General features: G+C 49.9%; 17 protein-coding genes. 6 read left to right on the top strand and 11 right to left on the bottom strand.

Going from position 1 to position 25,295, the window contains the following annotated elements:
• Positions 1-15 precede the first annotated feature (15 nt).
• The 7 genes from B5M13_RS03515 to B5M13_RS33250 form a co-directional block, all read right to left on the bottom strand.
• Positions 16-3,339, bottom strand: coding sequence for a TonB-dependent receptor (locus B5M13_RS03515; protein ID WP_080059780.1), 3,324 nt, complete (start codon positions 3,337-3,339; stop codon positions 16-18).
• A 283-nt stretch (positions 3,340-3,622) separates the two neighbouring features.
• Positions 3,623-4,660 carry a FecR family protein gene (locus tag B5M13_RS03510; protein WP_080054322.1) on the bottom strand — a complete coding sequence of 346 codons (1,038 nt, stop codon included), beginning with the start codon at positions 4,658-4,660 and terminating at the stop codon, positions 3,623-3,625.
• A 371-nt stretch (positions 4,661-5,031) separates the two neighbouring features.
• Positions 5,032-6,402, bottom strand: a complete 1,371-nt coding sequence (locus B5M13_RS03505; protein ID WP_080054321.1) for a DUF3748 domain-containing protein — start codon at positions 6,400-6,402, stop codon at positions 5,032-5,034.
• A gap of 27 nt (positions 6,403-6,429) precedes the next feature.
• Positions 6,430-7,074: a gluconate 2-dehydrogenase subunit 3 family protein gene (locus tag B5M13_RS03500; protein ID WP_080054320.1), complete on the bottom strand. Its 645-nt coding sequence runs from the start codon at positions 7,072-7,074 to the stop codon at positions 6,430-6,432.
• Positions 7,071-8,816 (bottom strand): GMC family oxidoreductase, encoded by a 1,746-nt coding sequence (locus B5M13_RS03495; RefSeq protein ID WP_080054319.1) that lies wholly within the window; start codon positions 8,814-8,816, stop codon positions 7,071-7,073. The genes B5M13_RS03500 and B5M13_RS03495 overlap by 4 nt, the downstream gene beginning before the upstream one ends.
• A gap of 352 nt (positions 8,817-9,168) precedes the next feature.
• Positions 9,169-9,804 (bottom strand): RNA polymerase sigma factor, encoded by a 636-nt coding sequence (locus B5M13_RS03490; RefSeq protein ID WP_245859747.1) that lies wholly within the window; start codon positions 9,802-9,804, stop codon positions 9,169-9,171.
• Positions 9,805-10,205: 401 nt separating this feature from the next.
• Entirely contained in the window at positions 10,206-10,463 is a 258-nt protein-coding gene (locus tag B5M13_RS33250) for a hypothetical protein (RefSeq protein WP_155297175.1), read from the bottom strand.
• A gap of 543 nt (positions 10,464-11,006) precedes the next feature.
• Between B5M13_RS33250 and B5M13_RS03485 the strand changes: the two genes are divergently transcribed.
• On the top strand, positions 11,007-11,219 hold the full coding sequence (locus B5M13_RS03485) for a hypothetical protein (protein WP_080054318.1): 213 nt from the start codon (positions 11,007-11,009) through the stop codon (positions 11,217-11,219).
• Here B5M13_RS03485 and B5M13_RS03480 read toward each other — a convergent pair.
• Positions 11,216-12,556 carry a hypothetical protein gene (locus B5M13_RS03480; protein ID WP_080059778.1) on the bottom strand — a complete coding sequence of 447 codons (1,341 nt, stop codon included), beginning with the start codon at positions 12,554-12,556 and terminating at the stop codon, positions 11,216-11,218. The two genes, B5M13_RS03485 and B5M13_RS03480, sit on opposite strands and share 4 nt — an antisense overlap.
• Positions 12,557-12,729: 173 nt before the next feature.
• Between B5M13_RS03480 and B5M13_RS03475 the strand changes: the two genes are divergently transcribed.
• From B5M13_RS03475 to B5M13_RS03465, 3 genes are all read left to right on the top strand, one after another.
• Positions 12,730-15,777 (top strand): SusC/RagA family TonB-linked outer membrane protein, encoded by a 3,048-nt coding sequence (locus B5M13_RS03475; RefSeq protein WP_080054317.1) that lies wholly within the window; start codon positions 12,730-12,732, stop codon positions 15,775-15,777.
• Positions 15,778-15,884: 107 nt separating this feature from the next.
• Positions 15,885-17,369 (top strand): RagB/SusD family nutrient uptake outer membrane protein, encoded by a 1,485-nt coding sequence (locus B5M13_RS03470; protein ID WP_080054316.1) that lies wholly within the window; start codon positions 15,885-15,887, stop codon positions 17,367-17,369.
• A 266-nt stretch (positions 17,370-17,635) separates the two neighbouring features.
• Entirely contained in the window at positions 17,636-20,116 is a 2,481-nt protein-coding gene (locus B5M13_RS03465) for a hypothetical protein (protein ID WP_080054315.1), read from the top strand.
• Positions 20,117-20,278: 162 nt separating this feature from the next.
• Here the strand turns inward: B5M13_RS03465 and B5M13_RS03460 are convergent, their stop codons facing one another.
• Together B5M13_RS03460 and B5M13_RS03455 are read right to left on the bottom strand one after the other, a co-directional pair.
• The gene (locus tag B5M13_RS03460; protein ID WP_080054314.1) at positions 20,279-21,301 is read right to left on the bottom strand and encodes a hypothetical protein; all 1,023 of its coding nucleotides are present in this window, start codon (positions 21,299-21,301) and stop codon (positions 20,279-20,281) included.
• A gap of 80 nt (positions 21,302-21,381) precedes the next feature.
• Complete coding sequence (locus B5M13_RS03455) at positions 21,382-22,314, bottom strand: AraC family transcriptional regulator (protein ID WP_080054313.1); 933 nt, start codon at positions 22,312-22,314, stop codon at positions 21,382-21,384.
• A 278-nt stretch (positions 22,315-22,592) separates the two neighbouring features.
• Here B5M13_RS03455 and B5M13_RS03450 point away from each other — a divergent pair, with 278 nt between their 5' ends.
• Both B5M13_RS03450 and B5M13_RS03445 read left to right on the top strand, forming a co-directional pair.
• Positions 22,593-23,633, top strand: a complete 1,041-nt coding sequence (locus tag B5M13_RS03450) for an SDR family oxidoreductase (protein ID WP_245859745.1) — start codon at positions 22,593-22,595, stop codon at positions 23,631-23,633.
• 23 nt (positions 23,634-23,656) lie between these two features.
• Entirely contained in the window at positions 23,657-24,463 is an 807-nt protein-coding gene (locus B5M13_RS03445; protein WP_080054311.1) for an AraC family transcriptional regulator, read from the top strand.
• Between the two features lie 133 nt (positions 24,464-24,596).
• Here the strand turns inward: B5M13_RS03445 and B5M13_RS03440 are convergent, their stop codons facing one another.
• Positions 24,597-25,058 carry a GNAT family N-acetyltransferase gene (locus B5M13_RS03440; protein WP_080054310.1) on the bottom strand — a complete coding sequence of 154 codons (462 nt, stop codon included), beginning with the start codon at positions 25,056-25,058 and terminating at the stop codon, positions 24,597-24,599.
• Between the last annotated feature and the right edge of the window lie 237 nt (positions 25,059-25,295).

Below are 25,295 nucleotides of genomic sequence, written 5' to 3'. Positions count from 1 at the left end.
TAGCAGCGTTAAGGGTTATAAACTGACGTTCAGGCCAAAAACATAGAGTTTAGTCATCGGGAAGTTTTCGGAGCCACCCCGCTCAGGGTCATAGTTCAGTTTAGTGAAGGTGAACAGGTTTTTACCCGTTGCATACAGCCGTACACTCCGAATAACCTTCGAGCGCAGGAAGCTGGTTGGCACATTGTAGCCCAGGGTAATATTTCGAATCCGGGCAAATGAGCCATCGACATAACCCAGGGTCGAGAGGTATTTGAGGCCCCCATTTTTATTCGGACGAGGGTATGCATTCGTCGGATTTTCGGGTGTCCAGTAATCCAGCCCGGCAGTGCTGTTGCCTACACCCTGCTGATCGAAACGAGCCGAACGGTCGGAGTTGATCATCTGACCAATGCGCGCGTACAGGAACACGTTCAGGTCGAAGCCTTTGAACTTGACGGTATTGTCGAAGCCACCACTCCATTTCGGACGGGGATTTCCCAGAATAATCCGGTCGTTGACCGCATCAATTTTCCCGTCGCCATTCTGATCTTTCACCTTAATTTCGCCGGGCAACTGCGTCGGTGAAATTTTGGCAGCAGCATCGACTTCCGAGGTTTGCCAGATACCCAGTTTCTGGTAATCGTAAAAGACATTAATGGGTTGGCCAATGAACCAGCCGTTGCCAATGTCGTTGCCTCCCGTCACCAGTTCCGTAATTTCTTCCTTGTTTTTGGTAAAGGTGACGTTGCTGGTCCAGCTAAAGTTGTTGGTACGAATGTTGGTACTTCCCAGCGCCACCTCAATACCCCGGTTACGGGTTTTGCCGATGTTCTGCTTCACGGTTGTTACGCCGGTCGTTGGCGGCAGGCCCCGGTCCAGCAGCAAAGCTTCGGTTCGGGTATCGTAATAGTCGATCGAGGTGTTGATGCGACCGTTCAACAAGCCAAAATCAAGACCGAGGTTTTTGGTATACGACAACTCCCAGCCCAGTTCTGCGTTACCCACATTTCGCGAAAAGGTGTAAGCAGGAGCGGCTATGTCATCATAGCCAAAAGCAATTCGGGTCAGCGTGGTCTGGGTAGCGTAGGGCCCCGACGGATCGTTACCGGCCACCCCATAGCTGGCCCGCAGTTTCAGATCGCTAAGCCCTTTTACGCCCTGCATGAACTTCTCTTCGATCACGCGCCACGCAAAAGCCGCCGATGGGAAGAACGTCCATTTATTGCCCGTAGCCAGTTTCGACGAACCATCTTCACGTGCGGTCAGTGTGAGCAGATACCGATCCCGAAACGCATAATTCAACCGACCAGCAAACGATACAAGGTTGTTTTTTGAATAGGCGGAGTTGATTTTGATCTCTTCTGTCGCACTGCCGAGCGAGTAGAACAACTGCGAGGGTAATAACTGATTCACGCCTGACGCCGACACATTATCCGACGAGTTGCCGATGTAGCTGGCGATTCCCGTAAACGTAAACGCGTGCTGGTCCAGTGTCCGCTGGTAGGTCACGACGTTTTCCCAGTTGATACTGCGGCTGTTGCTGGCATCGTAGGTCGCCAGCGATTTACCCGTCAGCGAACGATCAATGGATTTAGGCGACGAATAAGCGCCATTTCGAATCGAAGCCAGGTTCACGCCCAGCATACTCCGAACCGTCAGCCCTTTTAAGGGTGTCAGTTCTACATAGCCATTGGTCAGAATGCGAGTGGTCAGGATCGAGTTGTTGAACACATTGGGCTGCTCGTCCGACAGGGGGTTGGCCGTCTGTCCGTCGAGCATGATGTAGTTGAAATTCCCGTTGGCATCGTAGAGCGAACCGAGTGGGCTGATTTTGTTGGCCTGGTTCAATGGGTCACGACGCACACTCTGGTCGTAATAGGTAAGCTGCGTCGACAGGCCGATTTTCATCCAGTTATTGATGGTATAATCGACATTCAGGCGGCCCGTATACCGTTTGATTTCATCCAGCTTCAGAATGCCTTTTTCGTTGTAATAATCGACAGATACATACGATTTCAACTTATCGGTACCCGACCGGAAACCCACCTGGTAGTCCTGCTGTAAACCATTATGAATCAGCGCATCCTGATAATCGGTCCAGATACCATTCTGTAACGCATTGTACTCGGCTACGTTGGTGAAAATAGCGGCATCATCGGCCGGGCTTTTCCAGACACCAGCCGCCCGCCAGGCTTCCCGCTTGAAATCGCGGAAGGCGTTGATGTCCATTGCTTTCGGATACATGGTCACCTGCGAGATACCCGAATAGGCATTGAACGAGATATCGGGTTTTCCCAGCTTCCCTTTTTTGGTCGTGATCAGAATGACCCCGTTGGCTCCCCGCGATCCGTAAATGGCAATGGACGACGCATCTTTCAGTACATCCATCGTTTCAATGTCGTTGGCATTAATGTCTTCCAGGTTACTGTACTGAATCCCATCGACAATGATCAGGGGTGCGTTGTTGCCCCCAATTGATCGGTTACCCCGAATTCGGATGCTGACGCCAGCCCCCGCCTGACCACTGTTCCGGGTAATGTCGGCTCCGGCAATCTTACCCTGAGCCGCTTCCAGCACGTTGGCCGTTGGCACTTCTTTCAACTGCTCACTTTTAAGCTGAACCACCGAACCCGTCAGGTCTTTTTTCCGAACGGCACCGTAGCCAATAACCACCACCTCATCGAGCGAGCTAACGTCAGGCACCATCGACACATTGATTGTTGTTTGATTACCCACCACAACATCCTGGCTCTGGTAACCCACAAACGAAAACGTTAAGGTAGTGCCGTTGCCGTCGGGTACTGTGATGCGGTATTTACCGGTTGCATCCGTTGTAGCGCCACGGGTCGAGCCTTTCACTACCACGCTAACGCCCGGCAACGGTGCATTTTTTTCATCCGAAACCGTTCCAGCCACAGCATGTTCCATTGGGGCAACAGTTGGATTGATTACCTGCGTTTGGGCTTCATTTTCCGTATCCAGCACGATTTGCCCACCTACAAGCCGGTAGGTCAGTTTGAGCGGTTTGAGCAATTCGGTAAGCGTTTCGGTCAATGACCTGTCTTTTACCGAGATGGTCACCGGCTGATTGGGATTGACGGTTTTGGAGCTGTACACAAACCGGGCGGAGGTCTGACGCTCAATCTGGCTTAGTACCGTTCGCAGCCGTTGCCCTTCAACATTGAGCGTAACAGGCCGGGTCATCAACTCCTGCGCTTTCCCATCGAACGCCAGCGAAAAGCTCGTGCAGGCAATCATCAGGAAAAGCTGGGTAAGCGATAGTTTCATGAGCCTCAAAAATGGATGAGCACGTAGGCCGGTTGAGCAGCCTGTTGGTACGGGTACTCTTTTTTTCATACCTTTAAAGGGTTTGTTAAATGGAAATTTGACAACAACCTCCTGTGTACGGGGCATGATTCGCAGTCTGCCCGTTCAGGAGAAACATCGACGCTGGCGCATGTTAGCCGCATGGCCAGCGTCACTTTTTAAGTCAGGTGAAGGGTTGTTACATAGGCCTGTTCGATTTAATGGATAATGAAAAATGGACAATGGGTAATGCCTGCTGTTGTTAATCAACCCGTTACTCATTGCTCATTCTCCATTTTTCATTATCCATTGTTCATCTTACATTATTCATTACTCATTTTTCGCACCCTTTGCCGCTAATCAGGATTGTAGTTCCCTGTACCTTGTAGCTGGCCTTTAGGGCTGCACAGATAATATCCAGCTGGGTGTATAAAGGCTGATTGGTTAAATCGGCAGTGAGTGGGCAGTTGTTCTGCTGCTCATTTTCGACCTCGATGGCAATCCCATAGGCCTGTTGCAGCCGACCCAGCACCTCCGATAAGGGCGTATCGTCAAACTGAAACGAGATTTGTTTGGCTTCAACAGCCGGTTTCTGAATCAATACCGGTTTCTCGACCAGACCCGTCACGAAATGCTGTGCTTCGGCAAAGAACGTGGCGGCCTGATTTGGGGTGAGCACAACGCCGTTATCGTCTTTTTTCTTTGGGGATGTTTCTTCGTATACCGCCACCCGGCCCGTCACCACTTCCACACGCACCTGTTTGGTGATGGCCTGTGTGCGAATAAAAAAACTAGTGCCGAGTACTTTCGTAACGACGCTACCCGTATGCACAAAGAACGGTCGCAACGGCATCTTCTGAATATCGAAAAAAGCGTCGCCAGTCAGGTAAACCGTTCGATTGTCTGATGCAAATGTTTTGGGAAATCGTATGGAACTCCGGGCAGCTAAATGAACCTTGCTCCCATCGTCCAGGCGAACCAGTAGTGATTTCGATGTGGTGTTAGTCCGCTCTAGCCAATCCGTGCCAACCGACGTTTCCTGCGCCGTATTTGTCTCCAGACTCTGGAATGCCTGTCGGCCAATGAACCAGCCAACGAGTAGTAAAACAGCGGCTGCAATACCCACCCACCGATAGCGGGTTGTAGGCATGGCAACAATACGGGCGTCGTCGGCGGTTTCATCATCATGCATTTTTCGTTGCATCTGGCTCCAGAGCCGATCTTCCAGCTCTACCCAGTCCAGGTCTTGGCCCGACTCACCCGTTTCGGTTTCCAGCGAGCCATACCAGTGCTCAACAAAGGCTTTTTCTTCGGGTGTGCATTCTCCCCGCAAATACTTCTGTAAAAGTTGCCCGAACGATTTTCGGCTCATGGCCCTGTAGCAATGGTTTCCTTTATAGAGTCAACAAAAGGGCAAGCCAACCGCAATCGATCCAGTTATTTATCCAAAAGATACAATGATTATTAACTTTATGAGCAATTATTCTTGATATAATACTATACCCTTAGCCAATAATTCTAGTTATAGAATCATCAGTGAACAGGGGGATTGGAGTGTGAGGCTCTGATTATGATATTGGTTTTTAAGTGCCACGACCTAGGTACTCAAGCGTAACTTGTTTACCGTAGGCTACAAAGCTATTCCGGGTCATCTCTGGAAACGACAAAAAAATAGCCTAATGGAAATCCATTAGGCTACTCCTAGTGACTCAAATTTTAGCGCCGATTACGGTTTTCGCAGCATCAGAATCCCGTTAGCTGAAACAATTGTATGTATCGCCCGGCAGCGGTCGACACGTACCGATTATACACAATTTTATCCCCTTTATTGGACCAGACTACGGCATTAATCGGTCGTTGCTCGTCTGCTGACCGGGGCGTAAGACGACGGTAGTTTCCATTAGCCAGATCGGTCACGAAAATACTATTGTCAGCCGTGTAGGCAACCTGTTTCCCATCGGGGCTGAAGTTGAACGTTGTTTGTATCGAGAACGGCTGGTGCGTCAGTTGCCGAATCGGACCGCCATTGGGCGAAACACCAAAGATCTGAACCACCCCAGTAGCGTCTTTAGCCAGGAACCCAATGAGTGAGCCGTCGGGTAAGCTCCGTAACCAATGCCGGGGCCCTTCAACACCTTGTTCCGTGAATGTGATCCGGCGCTGGGTGACACCTGCGGGTGGATTAGGGCGGGTGGTTGCCGTACCCTCCAGTGGTTGGCCGGGTTTGGCTCTGGTCAGATCCTCCGGCAAATCGGCCACAAACACTTCCGTAACGATCTGATTGGCCCGATTCCGAACATTACCCTGAAAGGCTATGGCTCGCTTTTGCCAGCTACCATCGGCTTTACGGTATCCGGTACGGCCAATCCAGGTTTCATCGAACGCCCGCTCAATCTCGTCAGAACCCAACGTAGGCCGCTCGGTCACCTGCGTAATAATGGTAGCAAACCATTCCCCATCAAAACAATCCGCATCGTTCGAATCGTGGACCTTTACGGGATGCGCTGGACTTAAAACGCCTACCGTCCGAAGGTCTTTTACAGTTGGGTTCGTTTGAGAAAGTCGTTCCATGACTTCATCGTTATAGGTAAAGCTGATGCGCTGTCCGTCATCGCTCCACTGATGGGCGTGTGTGCCACCACGCAAAGCCCCCGGTACGAAAGGCGGGTTAAGGCATCGGCCATCCAGAAAGTGGGGCTTCTGAGGTTGCCTGACATCGACGAGCACACCCGTTCGCCGACTCATCGCATACGGATAGCGGGCATCAGCATTTCGGAGCCCATGCAGGAACAAAACCTTTGCTTCCGTAGGCGAAAACGTAACCGCGCCCGCTCCTGGGCCGTATTCGGTCTGATTGGTCGTTCGATACAACAGGCTGGTTTTTCCCGTGCGCACGTCGAATAGTTCAATAGAACTGGTTTGCCCTAAACCCGTGTCGATATTACGCGTATCATACACCATCCAGCGGTCGTCTGGCGAAAAAACCTGGTTATTATTCAGCGTATGACCTTTGGCATCGAAAGTCAGTTGCGTTTCAATTGGCATGGGTTGTTGTTCTCCAGCCAGCAAGAGCCCTAAAAAGGCCAGCCAGCCAGGTGTCAGATGGTGAAGCATGCAATGTTTCGCTCTAGTTTTCAGGCATCAACCCATATCCGCATAGTGTACATCGGGGTCGAAGCTTAGGCCAAACTGGTCCAGTACGTCTTTCGGAGGACCTGCCCACTGGTGGGGCGTATTTCCCATATAGCCGAGGTAAGCAATACCGGCCTTGCTGGTGAAGTACCCGGCGGCCGTCAGATTGCGCATACGCGAAAAGAACGATACGCCATGCATATGTTCGGGTTTGGCTTTGGCCGGATAGGCAATATCGTCCACTACAGCAATGCGCTGGGGCGCTGTACAATCCGTAAAAGCCTTTCCAAAACGCTGGCGACATTCGTGATCGAGCCAGCTCAATCCGCCCCGAACCGGGGTCTGCATATCGGGCTGATCTTTGAGCATAAACTCAATAAACTGGGGCACACCTACCTGAGAGGCACTTGGTGACCGGGCGTCGGCCGGTAGAATGATGTCGCACAGCAAGGTAACAGTAGCCAGTTCGTGGGCCGTCAGAAATTTGGCGGCTTGCAGGGCATTGTCCCGACGTTGCTCTTCGGGGGATTTTCCGTTTTTGAACTCCGTAATAGCTGCTTTTGGTACAGGGACTGTTGGAGAAGCCTCTGGGGTAGCAGCCGAAAAACTCAGGGTAGTCAGTGGAATCGATTTTAGAATATCCCGGCGGTTCATAGGGCTTTCTTTTTGATTTGGTCGATGATATAGTCCGAAGTACGCATGGATGAGGCCAGAATGGTCCAGGTCAGGTTTTTGTCGCCCTGCGAGGGGAACGCAGCCGCATCAACCACAAACAGATTTTTGACCTCATGGGCCTGCTGAAATGCATTGAGTGCGGACGTTTTGGGGTCGTTCCCCATCCGAATCGTACCTGCTTCGTGAATGATGCGGCCTGGAGCTTCCAGCCCATAATTTCGGTCGGCACCGGGGGCAGGGCTAACTCGCTGTCCACCCATCGCATGAAGAATTTCATCGAAGGTTTGCTGCATATGCCGGGCCTGTTTTATTTCATAATCCGACCATTTGTAGTTAAACCGTAAGGTAGGAATCCCATACTGGTCGACCCGGTTTGGATCGATTTCGCAGTAGTTACTTTCCATCGGTACAGGTTCGCCCCGGCCTGCCATCGAAACAAATGCGCCATAGTACCGAAGATAATCTTCCTTTAAACTAGCTCCATACCCACCGGCTTCTTTCTTCTTACCACTGGCGTCGGCCATACGTCCATTATAGGCTTCAATACCACCCATAAAACCAGCGTCGGGCATGCGCATACCGCCCCCGTATTCGATGTGGTACCCACGCGGGAAATCCAGCTTTTTGTTATCGAGCCACCAGGGGGTATAAATATGGCAGCTCTGGGCTCCATCTTCATTGTACCGCTTGCGGTTCATCAGGGCGGGTATGAAACCAGACATGGAAGCTCCCGTTGAGTCGTTCAGATACTTACCGACCACACCCGATCCATTGGCCAGCCCACGCTGAAAACGGGACGATTTTGAGTTTAGCAGGAGTCGGGCCGACTGACAGGTGCTGGCAGCCAGTATCACCATTTTCCCTTTTACGGTTCGTTCCTGCAAACTGGTCTTATCGATGTACGAGACCCCTGTGCACAGGCCGCTCTGTGGATCGGTCAATACCTCGCGGGCCATCGCATTGTTGATGAGGGTAAGCTTACCGGTTTTCAACGCTGGAATAACCAGTGCCGACGACGATGAAAAATCGGCATAGGCCGAACAGGCACGGCCACACTGGGCGCAATAAAAGCAGGTTCCCCGTTCCTGATTGATCGGCTTGGTCAGTACGGCCAAGCGGGACGGGAATACAGGTACCCCGATGCTACGAGCTGCCTTGGTAATCAGCATTTCGTGCAGACGAGGCTTGGGTGGCGGTAGAAAAAAGCCATCGGGTTCATTGGGCAATCCAACATTGGTACCAAACACACCGATGAGTTTATCGACCCGATCGTAGTAGGGTTTCATGTCGTCGTAACCAATCGGCCAGTCGGCACCAATCCCGGAAAGGCTGTAGCGCCGGAAATCGTCGGGGCCAAAACGCAGCGAAATACGCCCCCAGTGGTTGGTTCGTCCACCTAGCATCTGTGAGCGAAACCAGTGGAATTCGGTACCTGTTTCGGCAGAATAAGGCTCCCCATCGATTTGCCAGCCGCCCCAGGCAGCGTCGAAATCACCGAACGCCCGAACGGTACTCGCTCCTCTGCGTGGGGATTCGTACGGCCATTTAAGTTGCGTGATGTACTTCGGATCGGCCGGATCGAAATAGCCGCCTGCTTCCAGCAAACAGACATTGGCACCCGCTTTGGTGAGTTGGTAAGCCGCCATGCCCCCGCCAGCGCCAGAGCCGATGATAATAACATCATACATGGCTAATTCTTTACCATTCAGACTACAAGACATAAATACGTATGAGTTTTAATTTGGATAACCCTTGATAAGGCAACACTCAATCTGTTGTTCGACAACAAAACCCTGTCTGACTGCTATGTCCGGAACCGATAAAAAGTAGTAGCCGCCAAAGAAGCATTTTTGCAAAGCGGTAACGACAGTGTACGTTCAGGACAGTGTCCATTCACGAAGGCCTTTCCGTATACTACTGGCAGAGTGCCCAATCGTACCTCCCTCTTGCCAAAAAAATCGTTCATGGAACGACCCACGTCTTTTTTCCAGAATGGCTACTGCAAAGCAGAGGGGATCCTCCTACGACATACTGGGTGAGTCTCAATCAGGAGAGCGGAGTAGCGAAAGTGGGCTAATGAACTGACAACCAGGAAAGACATGCATACACCAGAGCAGGAAGATAATCCCGCAGGTAAACGCGTAGTGTCTTAATAGCCTGACTAAGATGGTACTCAACCGTTCGTTCGGGCACTTTCAGCCGGGAAGAAATTTCTTTGATAGACTGATGCTCCAGACGGTTAAGCCTGAAAATTTGCTGTGTCTTATGGGGCAGGTCGTTTAACTGTTTCTCAACCACACTCATCAACTCGTTCAGTTTGAGTTGTTCATCGGTAGTGTTGACAGCCTCTGAAGAAAAATCGACGACATAATCCGCATATTTTTCATGGATAATGGTCGCCTTAATATGGTTGATAATGGCATAGCGAACGGCAGTGAACAGATAGGCCTCTAAATGCTCGATTCGCAATGTACTCCGACGCTCCCATAGTTTGAGGAATATATCCTGAACGATCTCTTCCACGATTTCGACAGATTCTACTTTCCGCCGGGCAATGCTATACAGCTTTTTCCAGTAGCGCTGATATATAGTCCGAAAAGCCAGTTCATCGCCTGTTCGCAGATAAACCAGCAGCATTTCGTCCGGCAATGATTTGTAGTTCACAAGCGTACCTGGATTAAACGAGTTATAAGCGTACGGATTCGGCATTCATAAGCATTGGGCAACCGGATCCCCAAGCAAATTGTACTTTTAAGCGAAACAGGTAGTTTTGCCTGACAGCTCCTTCTTTGCTTTTGCTTATTAAATTTCCGTAAAGACTTCACTTTTCCAAGTATATAATTGACTTTTTCTATGCAATCGTTACCGGGAACGTTACCAGTCGACATAAAAAGTCCTATCTCTCGCTCTAAAGACGGAGCGAATATCTATAATCCACCAACCCTACGTGGTTTACCTTGAAAGGGCTTTATTATATTTTTTAAAGATCGACCAACTAGCTTAGCCCGTAAACCCTCTAAAGTGTCAGGCCTGTGGCTTCCAGGATGCAAACCGCCCCCATTGGCTGTGACTCAACCGAACAGCTCGTTTAAAATAACGTATCAGATTCCTTACCGCCGGGATGCAGGCCTGCTGAACCGTCCAGAGCGCAATCGCTCACGTAATATCCAGGTCAATTGCCCAATTGGCCCCAGCCAAAGTGGGCTACTGATCCACCACCACGACCAATCCAGAAAGCCGCTCAACTTCAAAACAAACAGACCTAAAAAGGCAGTGAATAAAACGGCGTAGGCTGTAATCGACAAGCGGACAGGTGGCCGTTCATCAGGGTTTCGCTGACGGAAAAAATGAACACTATCGGTAGACATATAGTTTATATAAAAACGAATACGGTAACTTATATAATCTACAACGTAATACCCTACATAAGGTTGTGGTGTTAGCCATAGTGAGGGCAAAAAACTATCTAACTGAGCATTATCCCGCAATGTATCTGGCTTCGATACACGGCTACTAGCTAGTTCCTTTTTTGAGCTTGCCAACCTGAACTAACCGTGTTTTTGTACTGAATGTTTTCAGACAGTTTATTTATTCAATCGAACTGGCCCGATATTTTTCTTTATTAGCTGGGGAAGTTCTGTATTTATTCACCCTCAATAGTGTAGAGTTTATTCCTCAAATCAATCTAGTTGGTTTTTAGACGACTAATTAAACAATTGAATTTATCAGCATATTTAAATGACTAATGGAAACCGTTAAGGTATTTTTTATTGAAAGATGACGGTCTATAGACTGACTAGCTAGTTACATTGAGGTTTTGGCAGATAAATTGTCGCTCTCCCGTGGTGTTACTTTTTCTGACTGGGTAACTCATCCAGCCCAGACCCTAAAAATCGTCTTTGATTTAACTTATGCGACAGCCACAAACCTTACTTCTTCTGGGTATAATCACATTAACCGTCATTGGTTTATTCGTGTACTGCGCTGCCCTAATTGACTGGATACAGGATTTTCGGACGGGCGTGTACACAAACGATTACGCCGAAGCGGTATTGGAAACAGCCGCTATTTTACTCTATACGATTGGAGGCTTTTTCTTTTTCAGACGGAAACTAGCTCACTAAGCGCCGAAATTCCCACTGAACAGTTTATTGGTTCGCATATCCTTTAACAAAAAGGAATGAATCACGCCAATGCCCGAAAACCGAATTTTAACCCCGTAGATTCGGCGCATGGATTTTGTATAAGCGGTTTCATATACTTTCCGGGCATTAATAAATAGCTGGGCTTTCCGGCCAACTACTTTCAGTTTCAGCGTTCCACCCAGGCGAAGGTCGGCTCCCAGAAAGCTTAGGTCATCACGATGCCCGTTTTTATATATATCGGATGCCTGTAAGTTGATCCAGTGAACACAACCAGGTTTCATGACATCGAACAAGTGCTGCGACGACTCCCCCCAAACCGTTAGGCCCACCTGTGAACAGCGTACCCCCGCCCGATCCTGCGATGTGGCGACACGCATGGTTAGTTCGAAGTTATCGCCATCAATTTCGGTAGGCTGGCTGTTAATAAATTCTACAAAAAATGTCCGGTTGGTGTCGATACCCGCATGGGCCGCGTCCTGAGCACTTACACTGAGCCGTTTAGTAACCAATAGATCGTTCAGATTGATGGGATAAACCCGACTCGTATCGTGCATCATGTTCGCCGTTGCGGTCCATCCTTTCGTCTGTACATATACCGTTGCCGAATCGACGTCGACACCACCGCGTTGTAAAACGGCAAAATAACGTCCCGGCCGTTCGTAGTAATGTGTGTACACGCTATCAATAGCATTCGTTATCTCTCGTTTTCCATCGCCATATAAAATGGTATACGATTCGTCTCCAGCGGACTTCTGACGTCGGAGTTCAAAAACGGCCGAATGGGGGTTTTCGCCCAGTGGATTCCGACAGATAAACGAAACCGCACCAGGACGTTCGGTGGCTGGCTGGATCAGAAAAATCACCACAGCCAGTAAAGCTATACCTACCAGCGCCAGCCAAAGCCACGTTCTGGCTGCTGGCTGGCGTCTGTTCAACACCGCTTCTTTCGGAAGAACCGGCAGTCGATTCGGCTCGTTTGTGGTAGGTTTAGGCTCGATCTGGCGTTCGGCCCATTCCTGAATCTGTACAAAATGCTCCCAGTCGAGATGGCCCAGGTAAATAGCCAGTGCATCGCGGGTCGCCTTTTGTGGATAATAGCGAGCGTCGGTCTTGATCTTGCCAAAGATTCGTTTCAGCGTATTGGGGCTTATTCGAACGCGGGTTTTTCGGAAAAGAACCTGGCTCAGGTTAATGTAATCGCTATTCATCCAGTTCTCCCGATCTGGTTTGCCAAACGCTTCGCTAACCCGCTGACAACAAACCTCTATCAAATAGAAGGCTTCGGTCTTACCCTGTTGTCCATTTTCCGTGACCATAGGCATTAATAATCTATCAATCAGGCGGTTATCTTGTTCATAATTTCGATCATCGAAATGGTTACGCTTCGCTTGCGTTCCTCGCAAAGTACAAAATTACCTTTGCATACTCGCATTTCAACCCGTCGGCCTGACGGAACGATTGGCATAAAAACTATAAATATCTGAATATTATGCGACAAAAACTTTTACTCTACTGCGTTGTTTTCTGGGGCTGGTTTTCGCCCCTGCTGGCGCAGCCAAACTCACCTTCTGGCCAAACAGACGACCGAACCGTTTCGGGCACTATTACCGACGAAAAAGGCAGTACCTTACCAGGTGTTAGCGTCATTCTCAAAGGCACCCAGCGCGGAACCGTTACGGATGGCAAAGGTACATTCCAACTGGCAGTTCCGGCCAAAGGAGCGGTGCTGGTCATCAGCTTTGTTGGTTATCTGGGTCAGGAAGTGGCCGTTGGAGGCCGAAGTACCATCAATATCCAACTGGCTCCCGATACGAAAGCGCTTGAGGAAGTGGTTGTGGTAGGCTACGGTACGCAACGAAAGATCGAAACCACGGGCGCTATTGCCTCCGTGAAAGCCGCCGATCTGTTGCAAACGCCCATAGCTAACGTAGCGCAGGGACTACAGGCACGCGTGGCAGGCGTCCAGATCACGCAGAATTCGGGAGCGCCGGGTGGCAATGTCAGTGTCAGGATTCGGGGAACGAACTCGATCAACGGGAGTTCGGAACCGTTGTACGTTATCGATGGGATTCAGATTTCCAACAGTGGTGGCATCACGGACGTTAGCCCGCTTTCGCAAATCAACCCAAACGACATTGAATCGATTGAAGTCCTGAAAGATGCCTCATCGACCGCCATTTATGGCGCACGGGCCGCCAATGGCGTGGTGCTGATTACGACCAAACGGGGAAAAGACGGGGCTACGCGCGTTAGCTACGATGGCTATGGTGGTGTACAACAGGTGAATAAAACACTCGATGTACTGAACGCCCAGCAGTTTGCACAGCTCGAAAATGAAGTCTACAAGCGGTCAATCTATGCTGACCCGTCTACGCTGGGACAGGGCACCAACTGGCAGGACCTGATTTTCCGAAAAGCGGCCATGCAAAGCCATCAGCTTTCGGTATCGGGCGGTAATCAGAAAACGCAACTGGCGCTCTCGCTGAACTATTTTAATCAGGACGGAATCATCAAAAACTCCAACTTTACCCGCTACTCGTTTCGCTCCAACATCGACCATCGGCTAAGCGACCGGGTGAAGATCGGCACCAGTTTATATTATGGTTATTCGGTCAACAAAGGGCTGAGTGTAGGTGGTACCGGCTCCGACGTCACCAGCAGCCGGGCCGGAGTGCTGGGCGCAGCCGTAGCGGCTCCCCCCACGCTGACGCCCTACCGGCCCGATGGTGGTGTATTTCCGTTTCAGGATCAGATGAATGGACAATACCAGGAGGTAACGAACCCCCTAAACTTTATTACGCCCATCAACCGGCAAACGACCCAACGGATTCTGGCCAATGTATACGTCGACTTTACACTGTTCAAAGGGTTTACGTACCGGCCTAGTTTCAACGCCGATCTGGGCAATAGCTTATCCGAATCTTACTCGCCCCTGTCGCTATTAAGTCAGTCACAGTTGGCATCGGGCGGAGGCAATGCCAGTAATGTAAGCGGCTATAGCCGTACACTGCTGCACGAAAGCATCTTTACCTACCGCACCCGAATTGCCGAACACCATTCCATCACGGCCACGGCAGTACTGGCTACACAAGCCAATGTCAATCAGAGCTATACGCAAACGGCATCGAATTTCCCGAACGACGTTACCGAGAATAATTCGGTTGGGCTGGCCGTAAATCAGCGTATTAGCAGCGACAAGAGCAAATCCCGGCTCGACTCGTATCTGGGACGCATCAACTATGGGTATAAAGACAAATATTTTCTGGATCTGACCGCCCGCGCCGATGGATCGAGCAAGTTTGGCGAGAACAATAAGTATGGATTTTTCCCGGCGGTAGCGGGTGCTTGGCGGATTATTGAAGAGCCGTTTATGAAGTCGGTTTCGGTGATTTCTGACCTGAAGGTGCGCGGAAGCTGGGGTATCACCGGAAACGCAGGCGCTATTGACCCCTACCAATCGCTGGCAACGGTCAGTGCGTCGGGACTAAACTATAATTACAACCACGTTCCGGTTACAGGCATCAATCCAAGCGCCATTCCGAACCCGGATCTGAAGTGGGAGCGCTCTACGCAGGTCGATATTGGGGTAGACATCAGCCTGTTCCGCAACCGTCTCTCACTGGTGGCCGACTACTACAACAAACGCACCGACAACCTACTGTTCCAGAAAGTATTACCGATGTCGTCGGGCTATACGGCATTGACAGGAAATTTTGGCTCGATCCAGAACAAGGGTCTGGAACTGGCCGTCAACGGGCGAATTCTCCCTGGAGGTAGCCGGGGGCTTCAATGGGATGCGTCGGCCAATATTACCTTCAACAAAAACGAGGTACTGGCCCTCGACGGAGTTATCGACGAGTTACCTCGCTCGGCCTTTGCTCTGCTCAAAGTCGGTTATCCGATGGGGCTTTACCGAACGTATATATTCGACGGCATCAGCCAGACTGGCGAAACGATTTTATCGGGTTACGACGGGCGCGTGGGCGGGCATAAACTCAAAGACCTCAATGGTGATGGTACCATCACAGCTGCCGATCAGGCCATTGTTGGCAATGCTCAGCCGAAGTATATTTTTGGATTCTCGTCGTCGCTTCGTTATCGCGGTTTCGATCTGAATCTGTTCGTGCAGGGTGTGCAGGGTAACAAGCTTATGAACCTGTTCCGCTATACCTTCGAAACGGCACTTGGCCAGCAAAATGTACTGGCGGGGCTCGTCAATCGCTGGTCGCCCACGAATCCGAGTAACGAATACGCCAGTGGTTTTCAGGGCGGTCGGCTACCCCTGTCGGATCGGTACGTAGAGGACGCGTCGTTTGTACGGCTGAAGAATATCTCATTAGGGTATACCCTTCCCAAGATCAAAGGCATCAGCCAGATACGGGTGTATGTCAGCGCGAATAATGCGCTTACGATCACCAAATACAGCGGTTTCGATCCCGAGGTCAACAACTTCGGAAATGCCACTACGCAGTTTATCGATAACGGTACATACCCCATTGCCCGGTCGTATCTGGGTGGACTACAGGTCACTTTTTAAAGAGCGAAAGAGTGAATGAGTGAACGAGCGAATGGCTGACGCTTTCACACTACTTCTATCACTCATTCACCTTTTCGCTCTTTCACTCTTTCACTCTTTTATCTCCCATGAAAAAAACACTCCTGCTGCTGATGGCGTTGTCGGGCCTGACGGTTTCGTGCAGCAAACTGGATGAGTCGGTGTATTCGTCCATTTTTACGACAAACTTTTATAAGACCGCGTCGGATGCCGAAGCTGGTATCGCGTCGGCTGCGGGCTCGCTCATCAATCTCTACGGTTTTCCGCTGGTGGCCGTTTCGGATTTTGCCGCCGACCAGGCTTACCCACGTGCAGTGGTTGGGCGAAATACCATTACGCTGTTTACCTACGATCCTTATTTTACCGCTCAGCGTAATTCGGGGCGTCATGAAACGGAAGGGCCGCAGGGCGTCTGGCGGTTCAGCTATAAAGGGATCGAAAATGCCAACTGGGTCATCGAAAAAGTCCCTAATATTCAGATGGATGCCCAGCGCCGAACCGAAATTGTAGCCGAGGCCTATGCCCTGCGCGGATTGTATCACTGGACACTGGCCAAAACCTTCAACGAAGTACCGATCAAAACCAAAGCCAGCACCAGCGAAGCCGAAGCCCTCGTTCCGAAAAGTCCAAAGGCAGACATTTACAAGCAGATTTACGCCGATCTGGATCAGGCCATTGCCGGGCTTCCCTCCTATTCGACTAATCTAGTAAAAGGTCGCCCATCGAAAGAAGCCATTCAGGGGCTGTATGCCAAAGTAGCGTTGTATAACGAAGACTGGGCGAAGGCGTTGCAACTGGCGCAGGCCACCATCAGTTCGGGCAAGTATTCGCTCATGCCAAACGTGCTGGACGTGTTCGATGTCGACAAAGAAGATGCCGCCCGTATTGAGAATATGTGGGCTGTGGAAGCCGACCGCGTAACCCCCAGCCGCTGGCTAACAGTGATGGGTATTGCTGGCCCTAAAAACAGCAGCGGCCCCGATTACGCCAAAGTCTCCTACGGCTCCTGGTTTGCCTATCAGGCCTTCTTTAACTCCTTCGACCCCAAAGACAAACGTCGTCAGTTGCTCGACACGACTTACCGCGATGTGTCGGGCGCGATTGTCCGCCAGAAAGATGTTACGCCCATCACACCCAAAGGGGTGCTGATCCGCAAATACCGCGATCCGAATTCGATTGGCGAAGCGAATAACTGCAACTTTCCGATCATTCGTCTGGCCGATGTGTACCTGATTGCCGCTGAAGCCGAAGCTCGTCAAAATGGTCCGACTGCGCTTGCTTATAGTTATATCAACACCATTCGTAAACGGGCCGGACTGAATGATCTGACGCCGGGGCTGAGCAAAGATGCGTTTATCGATGCGGTGCTTCAGGAACGTTCATGGGAGCTGTTTGCCGAAGCCGACCGTTGGTTCGACCTAACGCGCACCAATACCTTCCTGACGGTGATTCCTAAAGCGGTCAATGATGTATACCCAACGCGTACCCCACAGGCGAAACACCGCTACTATCCTATTCCGCTGGAAGAAATCCAGGCTAATCCAAAACTTACGCAAAGTCCCGGCTGGGAATAATTTTTTGACAGGATTTACAGCCGGACCACTCAAAATGAAAAAGGAACCTGTTTAAGCTTTTACTTCAAAAGCTTTTTGTCATCCCGACGCAGGAGGGATCTTCGGATAAGCTCATTAATAGTTAGTTGCCAAAGATCCCTCCTGCGTCGGGATGACAAAAACATCTCTTACTTCTCAATTGAGGAAAGATAAAAAACAGCATGACAAAAACGCTCAATTCGTAAACGTTTAAGCCTGTTCATCCTGTCAGAAGAACCATTAATGCAATGAAAAAATATATTCTTTCTGCCTATTTCGTCGGCTTGTTCTTTATGCAAAGCCAGGTATCCTTCGCGCAATCGAAACCATTGCCTTCTTACAGCGGCATTTATCCGCACCTGGCCATGTACAACAACGAAGGCGAATGTGGCACGGGTGCTGTGGTGCCCTGGGCCGGTAAACTCTGGGTCGTTACCTATGGTCCTCACCTACCGTTTGGCTCGTCGGACAAACTATACGAAATAACGTCGGACTTAAAACAGATTGTGCGACCCGAAAGCATTGGTGGTACACCCGCCAACCGCATGATTCATCCCGAAAGTAACCAGTTGTTCATTGGTCCTTATGCCATCGATAGCAAAGCACACGTACGGACAATTCCCTACAAAATTATGCAGGGACGCCACACCGGAAACGCTCGCCATCTGACCGACCCGAAAGGAAAAATCTATTACGGCACCATGGAGGAAGGGTTTTACGAAGTCGACGTGAATACCTTAACGCCTACCATGCTCTATGAAGACAACAACGTCAAAAACCCGAAGGTATCCGACGAGTCGAACAATCATCATTCGAACCTACTACCGGGTGCTCATGGTAAAGGCGTTTATTCGGGCCAGGGGGTTATGGTCTACTCCAACAACGGTGAACCGGGTCCCCAGGCATTGGTTCAATTCGATATTCCAGCCGGATCGCTTTCGGAATGGAACGGTAAAGACTGGACGGTTGTACGGCGAAATCAGTTTGTGGAAGTAACTGGCCCCGGTGGTATTTATGGCAATAAAAACCCGGAAACTGACCCCATCTGGGCCACGGGCTGGGATCATAAATCAGTCCTACTGGGCGTTCGGGAGAAGACAACGGGCTGGCACTTTTACCGACTCCCCAAAGCCAGTCATAGTTACGACGGTGCCCACGGCTGGAATACCGAATGGCCGCGCATCCGGGACATCGGCACCAATCAGCAACCCGACTATCTGATGACCATGCACGGTATGTTCTGGCGGTTTCCGGGTTCATTCACTGCGTCGAATGCGGTCGGCATTCGTCCCCGGTCGGCCTACCTGAAAGTGATTGGAGATTTCGCTCGCTGGAACAATCGATTGGTGTTTGGCTGCGACGATTCGGCTCAAAAAGAGTTTTTGAATAAGCGAAAAGCCAAAGGCAATATCGAAGGACCGGGCCAGTCGAATTCAAATCTGTGGTTTACGCCATTGAATTTGCCTGACCAACTTGGCCCCAATACCGCCGAAGGAGCCGTCTGGCAAAACGAAGCCGTTAACGCGAACGCCCCCTCTGAACCGTTTCTATTTGCGGGTTGGGGCAATCGGTCGGTGTGGTTACAGAACAAAAGTAACGCTGCGTTAACGATCACCTTTGAGGTCGATAAAGCCGGTAATGGCAGTTGGACTCCGCTGCAAACAACCACCGTCGGCGCCAACAATGCAGCCCACCTGGCTTTTGCCGCCAATACACCCGGCGAATGGATTCGGCTGAAATCCGATAAAAACGCGACACTGTCGGCCCAGTTTTTCTATGCCGCCAGCGACACCCGCAACGCAGCTATCAGCCCGATATTTACCGGATTAACGAACATCAACTCAGCCACAACTACGGGTGGATTACTGTATGGACTGGGCAAGAATCGGCGGGCACTCGGTCTGGCAGCTCGTTCTTACACAAACGGCCAACCCAGCAATATCGGGTATTACGAACTGAATGCGGCTATGCAGCTGGTTCGGAAAGATGACCCGGATATGCAGTCGTTTATCAACACTAAATTCGCGATTCCTCAAAAAGCCGTAACCATCGACGAAGCCAGCGTATTAGTCGTTGATGACAAAGGCCGTCGTTGGCGGCTCCCTTTAGGCAACAGTGCGTATACCGACCTGACCAATCAGGCAACCCTGCGCATTTGCCGGGAAGTAGCGACCGAACGCGACCTGTTCAACTGCCACGGCACGTTTTATGAACTTCCCGCCGAAAATGCCGACGGTTACGCCAAAATTCGACCCATTTCGTCGCATAACCTGCGCATCAATGACTACGCATCGTACCGGGGTCTACTTATTCTGACCGGAATTGATCGTTCATCGGTGGGTAAAAATGAGCACATTGTGGTATCGGACGATAAAAAGGCTGCTATTTGGGCGGGCGCTATCGACGATCTGTGGAAATTGGGGAAACCAATCGGTCACGGTGGCCCCTGGAAAAATACCAAAGTCACTGCCAATGAAGCCTCTGATCCATATCTGATTGGCTTCTACGATCAGCGGTCTTTGCAACTTTCGCACAAGGCGACATCGCCAGTTACGTTCACCATCGAAGCCGACCCAACAGGCAATGGTATCTGGATGAGCTATAAAACAATCACCGTTTCGCCCGATAAACCGATTAGCTACGAGTTTCCGAAAGACTTTCAGGCCCGCTGGATACGCTTCAAAACCGACAAAGCTTGTGAGGCTTCAGCGTTATTGGATTACAATTAGCGGTCTATTAGCCGCAGCAGAAAAAAATGTGGAAAATAAGCTCAATTCTGTTTCAGAGCACACAATAAAACGACAATAGCAGCGTTTTTAGGTTGTTCGTCGCTTCTCAAGCCCTGGTATTTCTCAATACCGGGGCTTTTTTGTTGATTTCTACAGGATCGATTAGTGAAGCGAAATCATCGCCATGCTTTGTGAAACCAAATCACCCATCGTCTGGCAGCGGAGAAAATCAGCGTGATGATAGTGATCCGCTAAGGATTGGCGGAGGCTAAGAACATTGCTTTCTGGCGCAATCTCATCCTGCCGCATCACTTCCATCAGGTCATGAAGTCGGACGGTTTCGGCTCGTATCCGACTGGCAATCAACGCCCGTTCTTCTATCTGATATTGCCGGACACTTTCGGGGGTCATGTAGCGTAATCCAAGCTCAATGATCGGTTGATTCTGTTTGTAATATTGGGGCATGTATACCGATTTACGTCCTTCGTACGATTGCTGATCGAAGTCGATGGCCCGGATGCGGTAGTAAACCTCATCAAAATCGGGGGTTATATCGACCACAAAATTGCTGGAATGCATGTCGCCCAACAGTCGGACAAAACATCGTTCGTTGAACTTGACGAACTCTTTACACAGCCGAATCGGATTCAGGGCGGGGTCGTGGAGCTGGTTATCGAAAAACATATCGCCCGGAATACCCGCAATATGTTCTTCTACCAGCGTTTGTCCGCTGGTTATGTAACTGATCCGATTGGGAGACAGAATATGCTCTAACTCAAGGCCATAAATACGCGACGCATCGGCCCGTTTGATATAAAAGTAATCGAAGTTATCGTTAACCAGATTCCGAATCCGAACGCGAAATGGTTTTGTGTTGCCGTACAGGCACAGATCGACCCGGTCGATGGTCAGGTGCCGGGTGATCGACAAATCGCCATCGGCTTTCAACAGTGCGTAGATTGCCTTCAGGGAGAGCTGCATTTCATCAGCTTCTGCACCCGCAAAGAAAACCGTTTCCCAGAGCGTATCGCGTTCACGTTTGTCGAACAGCGTAATCGAGCTGTTGTAGCGCAACAAATCTTCGTATTGAGTGGGCAGCGTCAGCTCGCGGTCGTACTGGAGCAAATACGATTGAAGTGGCTTGCGAATGGGGTAAATAAGTTTTTTTCTGGATATGACAGGCATAAGCAGGAAGCCAATGAAGACCGGAACAGGATAGGCCTAATCAGTCGGCTAGGCGGCCGAATATACCACAATCCGTTGGTTCAGCACGCTAGCATTTGTTTGCGATACTGGGCTGGTGACAGGCCCGTTTCCCGGCGAAATAATCGCATAAAATACGTCATGTTGTTGAACCCGCATGCCAGACTAATATCGGCCAGGCAACGATCCGTTGTCCGTAGCAATCGGGAAGCCAAGGCAATACGCTGTTGATTGATATAATCAATCGGTGTCAGGCCGAATGTTTGCTTGAAAGTCCGGTAAAAGTTAGGCTCACTCATGCAGGCTTCATCGGCCAGTTCCTTAATATGAAGATTTCGATGCAGGTTTCTGGCAATATACTGGGCTACATGCGCCAGTCGGTTGGTATTGATTTGCAACGTATCCGGGCTCAACAGCAGCGTACGCGCCTGCGTCTGCATCAGCCGGACCACCAGCTCCTGTAAGACCAGGTTGGCAAATACGTCTTTCGCCTTGTTGTTTTCGGTGAAAATATAAATCAGTCGGGCAATGAGCTGATGAATCGGCTCATCGTTGGTCAGGAAGAAATTCGTATGGCCAAACTGCCAGCCCTGTGGACTATCGATCAGCGGAACGCGCTCGTTGAGCAGATTCGTCACCTGGCGTATTTTGTCGGAGTCGATCGCCAGCGCCAGGCACTGGGTCGGGTTGTCGGTTTCGGCTTCAGGAAAATCAATCCGCATTGTTTCCAGACCCGGCACAATAACCGACTCACCAGGCAGGAAATCAAAGGAAGGTGTACCCGGCAAATGCATCACTTTTTTTCCCCGAATCATGCTGGCCAGAACCGGACTATTAAATGTCAGTTCAACTTTTTCGGCCACATGATGCGTCTCATAAATATTCAGTTCGGCCGTATCGATGGTGTAGGCGGTTCGGTTTTCGACCTCCTGTTCCAGACGACGGGCCTGCAAATGACGGGAAATATCCAGCGATGGAGCCTGTACGTTTTTCATGAAAATGATCGGGAATACCTAACGTATCCAATGCACATATATAACTATTCTATTCGCCGACAACGTGTTAGGCAACACAAAGTATAGCTTTTTTGTTGACAACCCCATTGGTTTTACCCTATTTTTTATAGGCATTAATGCAATTTAGCCATTTACCTGGGTTCTTTTTCCTGTACGTCAATCCAACTCTGGACGTTTCAGCAAAAGAAGTTTGGACGTTTCAGCAAAGCGAGCCGCTTGCACTCTGCGGAACTTTGTGCTGTTAACTAATAGCACTCATGGCAAAAATAGATAAACAGGAAATGGTACTGGTAACGGGTGGTACTGGCTTTGTTGGCATTCATTGTATGCTGCAATTACTCCAGAAAGGATACCGCGTAAAAACGACGGTCCGTTCACTAAAACGAAAAGAAGACGTAATGGGTATGCTCAGAAACGGTGGTATCACTAATTTCAGCCAGCTTACATTTGTCGAAGCCGATCTGACTCAGGATAGGAACTGGGACGAAGCGGTTGCGGGTTGTGACTATGTTCTTCACGTCGCTTCACCAATTAGTTTGAGCATCCCCAAAGACGAAAATGAGATGATTCGTCCGGCAGTAGAAGGTACGCTACGGGTGCTTCGGGCAGCTCGCAATGCAGGTGTGAAGCGGGTCGTGATGACATCCAACTTTGGCGCAATCGGCTACAGCCACACCGACACCTCCAAAGTGATTACCGAAGAAAGCTGGACCGACCCAAATGAACCCGGTCTATCGGCCTATAACAAATCGAAAGTGCTGGCCGAACGTGCTGCCTGGACGTTTATGGAAAACGAAGGCGGTAAATTGGAACTATCGGTTGTTAATCCGGTGGGTATTTTCGGTCCATCACTTGGCCCAGACCTGTCGAGCGGATTTGGATTGCTGAAGCGTGTGCTGGATGGTTCTATGAAACGCGTTCCAAACATGACGCTTAGCCTTGTAGATGTGCGGGATGTAGCCGACCTGCATATACGCGCCATGATCAATCCTGCTGCCAAAGGTCAGCGGTTTCTGGCGATTGCTGGAGAAACCATGACGCTACCCGAAATTGCCCAGTTCATGAACGATCGACTAGGCCACAAACTCAAACATATTTCTACCAAACGCCTTCCCGACTGGATCGTCCGTATAGCTGCCCTATTCAGCCCAACGGCTAAAAATCTAGTGCCGCTAATAAGTCGTTACCGAACCGCCAGCAACGAAAAAGCAAAGACGTGGCTTGGCTGGCAACCCCGAACCAATGAGGAAGCCCTGCTGGCAACAGCCGACAGTTTGATGCAGTTTGGCCATTTGTAATTTTTTCCGTCTAACTTGACTGTATGAACGTATCAGCCATTACGTCCTGCTACCTTGGTCCGCAGATTTCACCGGAGCAGTTTGTTTCGGAGCATTTCTTTCTGTATCTCATCAAAGGCACCATCGACTATTACGACGGAAGTAATCACCATCATCTGCAACCGGGCGAATGTTGCCTCGTTCGCAAAAATCATCTGGTGAAATATACCAAGCGCAAAGCTGATAACCAGTTCGAGAAAGTAGTTGTCGTATTTGATGAAGTGTTTCTGAAGGCATATCAGGCCAAACATCCCCTATCGTTTACGAATTACAATGGCCATGATGCGTATTTTCTTATTCAGCAAAATGAGTTGATACCGAATTTCCTACAATCGCTGAATCCCTATTATACGAACGAAGGAAAAATCAACCCGATGTTTGCCGACCTCAAACGAGAGGAATTACTGCTTATTCTGTTACAGTCCAATCCCGAGCTGGCGACGATTCTGTTTGATTTCAGTAGCCCGCAGAAAATAGATCTGGAGGCCTATATGAATCGCAATTTTCGATTCAATGTCAGCGTGGAGCGGTTTGCTTATTTAACAGGCCGGAGCCTGTCGGCTTTCAAACGGGATTTTGACAAGATTTTCCACGAAACCCCCAGTCGCTGGCTAGTACATAAACGACTTCAGGAAGCGTATTTCCTGATCGAGAAACAGGCGCAGAAACCATCTGATATTTACCTAGACCTGGGCTTCGAAGATCTTTCGCACTTTTCCTTTGCCTTCAAAAAGCGGTTCGGTGTAGCGCCTACCCAACTCGCAGAGCGCAGGCAACTGGCTAGCCCTTAAAGCAACTTGCTGATTAAGTGTGATCTCGTGAGGCTTCTCAAAACTAAATGGTTCGCCTAATTCGGTTTTGAGAAACCTCGCTGGGTTGGTTATTAGTAATGGCCCCACCGTGACCACAACATTACCAATTGCCTCAGAGATGTTTTTCGAAATACACAACATCGGCCTCCGGGTTGTAGTTGTACGGGGCTATTTCCGTGAAACCATACCGTAGGTACAGCTTTAGTGCAGGAGTTAACCGTCGCAGGCTGTCCAGTTTCATCCATTCATAGGCCAGATTTCGGGCAGTTGCCAGCGCTGTTTCCATCAACGCATCGGCCCATCCCTGTCCCCGGTAGCCCGGCTGGATATACATTCGTTTCAGCTCACAGGTTTTCTCGTCCAATTGTCGGAGCGCAGCACAACCCACCCTCCTATTGGCGTCCTCCAGAAGCCATAGCTCTCCTTTGGGTGGGCCATACATAGTTGGAAGAATTTGCAGCTCTTTATCGAAATTCTGAAACTGAAGATCAATGCCAAGTCCCTGGGCGTATTCCTTAAAAAGTGCCATAGCAGCCAAGTACTGCTCGGGTGTTCGGGCAACGGTAATCTGCATACGAATAAATAATAAGTCGTTTCTGACCTTGATAGACCACGGATTTTTATGATGCCGGTCCATTTGCGATAAAAGCAAAAGTAGTGCTATTGGGCTAATTCTTCGGACGATACCTTACCTTATACGACTCCGCGAAAAATTGATAGGATTGTTCAGTTTGACGATACAATTGCTCAACTCCTAATAGAATAATTCTCTCAAACTTTGTAACAAATCCTATTTATAACTTTTCTACGA

The sequence above is a fragment of the Spirosoma aerolatum genome (assembly GCF_002056795.1).
GTDB classification, from domain to species: domain Bacteria; phylum Bacteroidota; class Bacteroidia; order Cytophagales; family Spirosomataceae; genus Spirosoma; species Spirosoma aerolatum.
Note: the sequence above shows the minus strand (reverse complement) of the source record. Positions and strands in the feature narration are given on the sequence as shown.

Excerpts from the sequence above, each read along its gene's own strand:
- B5M13_RS03515 (WP_080059780.1), bottom strand. The coding sequence starts at position 3,339 with ATGAAAAAAAGAGTACCCGTACCAACAGGCTGCTCAACCGGCCTACGT.
- B5M13_RS03510 (WP_080054322.1), bottom strand. The coding sequence starts at position 4,660 with ATGAGCCGAAAATCGTTCGGGCAACTTTTACAGAAGTATTTGCGGGGA.
- B5M13_RS03505 (WP_080054321.1), bottom strand. The coding sequence starts at position 6,402 with ATGCTTCACCATCTGACACCTGGCTGGCTGGCCTTTTTAGGGCTCTTG.
- B5M13_RS03500 (WP_080054320.1), bottom strand. The coding sequence starts at position 7,074 with ATGAACCGCCGGGATATTCTAAAATCGATTCCACTGACTACCCTGAGT.
- B5M13_RS03495 (WP_080054319.1), bottom strand. The coding sequence starts at position 8,816 with ATGTCTTGTAGTCTGAATGGTAAAGAATTAGCCATGTATGATGTTATT.
- B5M13_RS03490 (WP_245859747.1), bottom strand. The coding sequence starts at position 9,804 with ATGCCGAATCCGTACGCTTATAACTCGTTTAATCCAGGTACGCTTGTG.
- B5M13_RS33250 (WP_155297175.1), bottom strand. The coding sequence starts at position 10,463 with ATGTCTACCGATAGTGTTCATTTTTTCCGTCAGCGAAACCCTGATGAA.
- B5M13_RS03485 (WP_080054318.1), top strand. The coding sequence starts at position 11,007 with ATGCGACAGCCACAAACCTTACTTCTTCTGGGTATAATCACATTAACC.
- B5M13_RS03480 (WP_080059778.1), bottom strand. The coding sequence starts at position 12,556 with ATGGTCACGGAAAATGGACAACAGGGTAAGACCGAAGCCTTCTATTTG.
- B5M13_RS03475 (WP_080054317.1), top strand. The coding sequence starts at position 12,730 with ATGCGACAAAAACTTTTACTCTACTGCGTTGTTTTCTGGGGCTGGTTT.
- B5M13_RS03470 (WP_080054316.1), top strand. The coding sequence starts at position 15,885 with ATGAAAAAAACACTCCTGCTGCTGATGGCGTTGTCGGGCCTGACGGTT.
- B5M13_RS03465 (WP_080054315.1), top strand. The coding sequence starts at position 17,636 with ATGAAAAAATATATTCTTTCTGCCTATTTCGTCGGCTTGTTCTTTATG.
- B5M13_RS03460 (WP_080054314.1), bottom strand. The coding sequence starts at position 21,301 with ATGCCTGTCATATCCAGAAAAAAACTTATTTACCCCATTCGCAAGCCA.
- B5M13_RS03455 (WP_080054313.1), bottom strand. The coding sequence starts at position 22,314 with ATGAAAAACGTACAGGCTCCATCGCTGGATATTTCCCGTCATTTGCAG.
- B5M13_RS03450 (WP_245859745.1), top strand. The coding sequence starts at position 22,593 with ATGGCAAAAATAGATAAACAGGAAATGGTACTGGTAACGGGTGGTACT.
- B5M13_RS03445 (WP_080054311.1), top strand. The coding sequence starts at position 23,657 with ATGAACGTATCAGCCATTACGTCCTGCTACCTTGGTCCGCAGATTTCA.
- B5M13_RS03440 (WP_080054310.1), bottom strand. The coding sequence starts at position 25,058 with ATGCAGATTACCGTTGCCCGAACACCCGAGCAGTACTTGGCTGCTATG.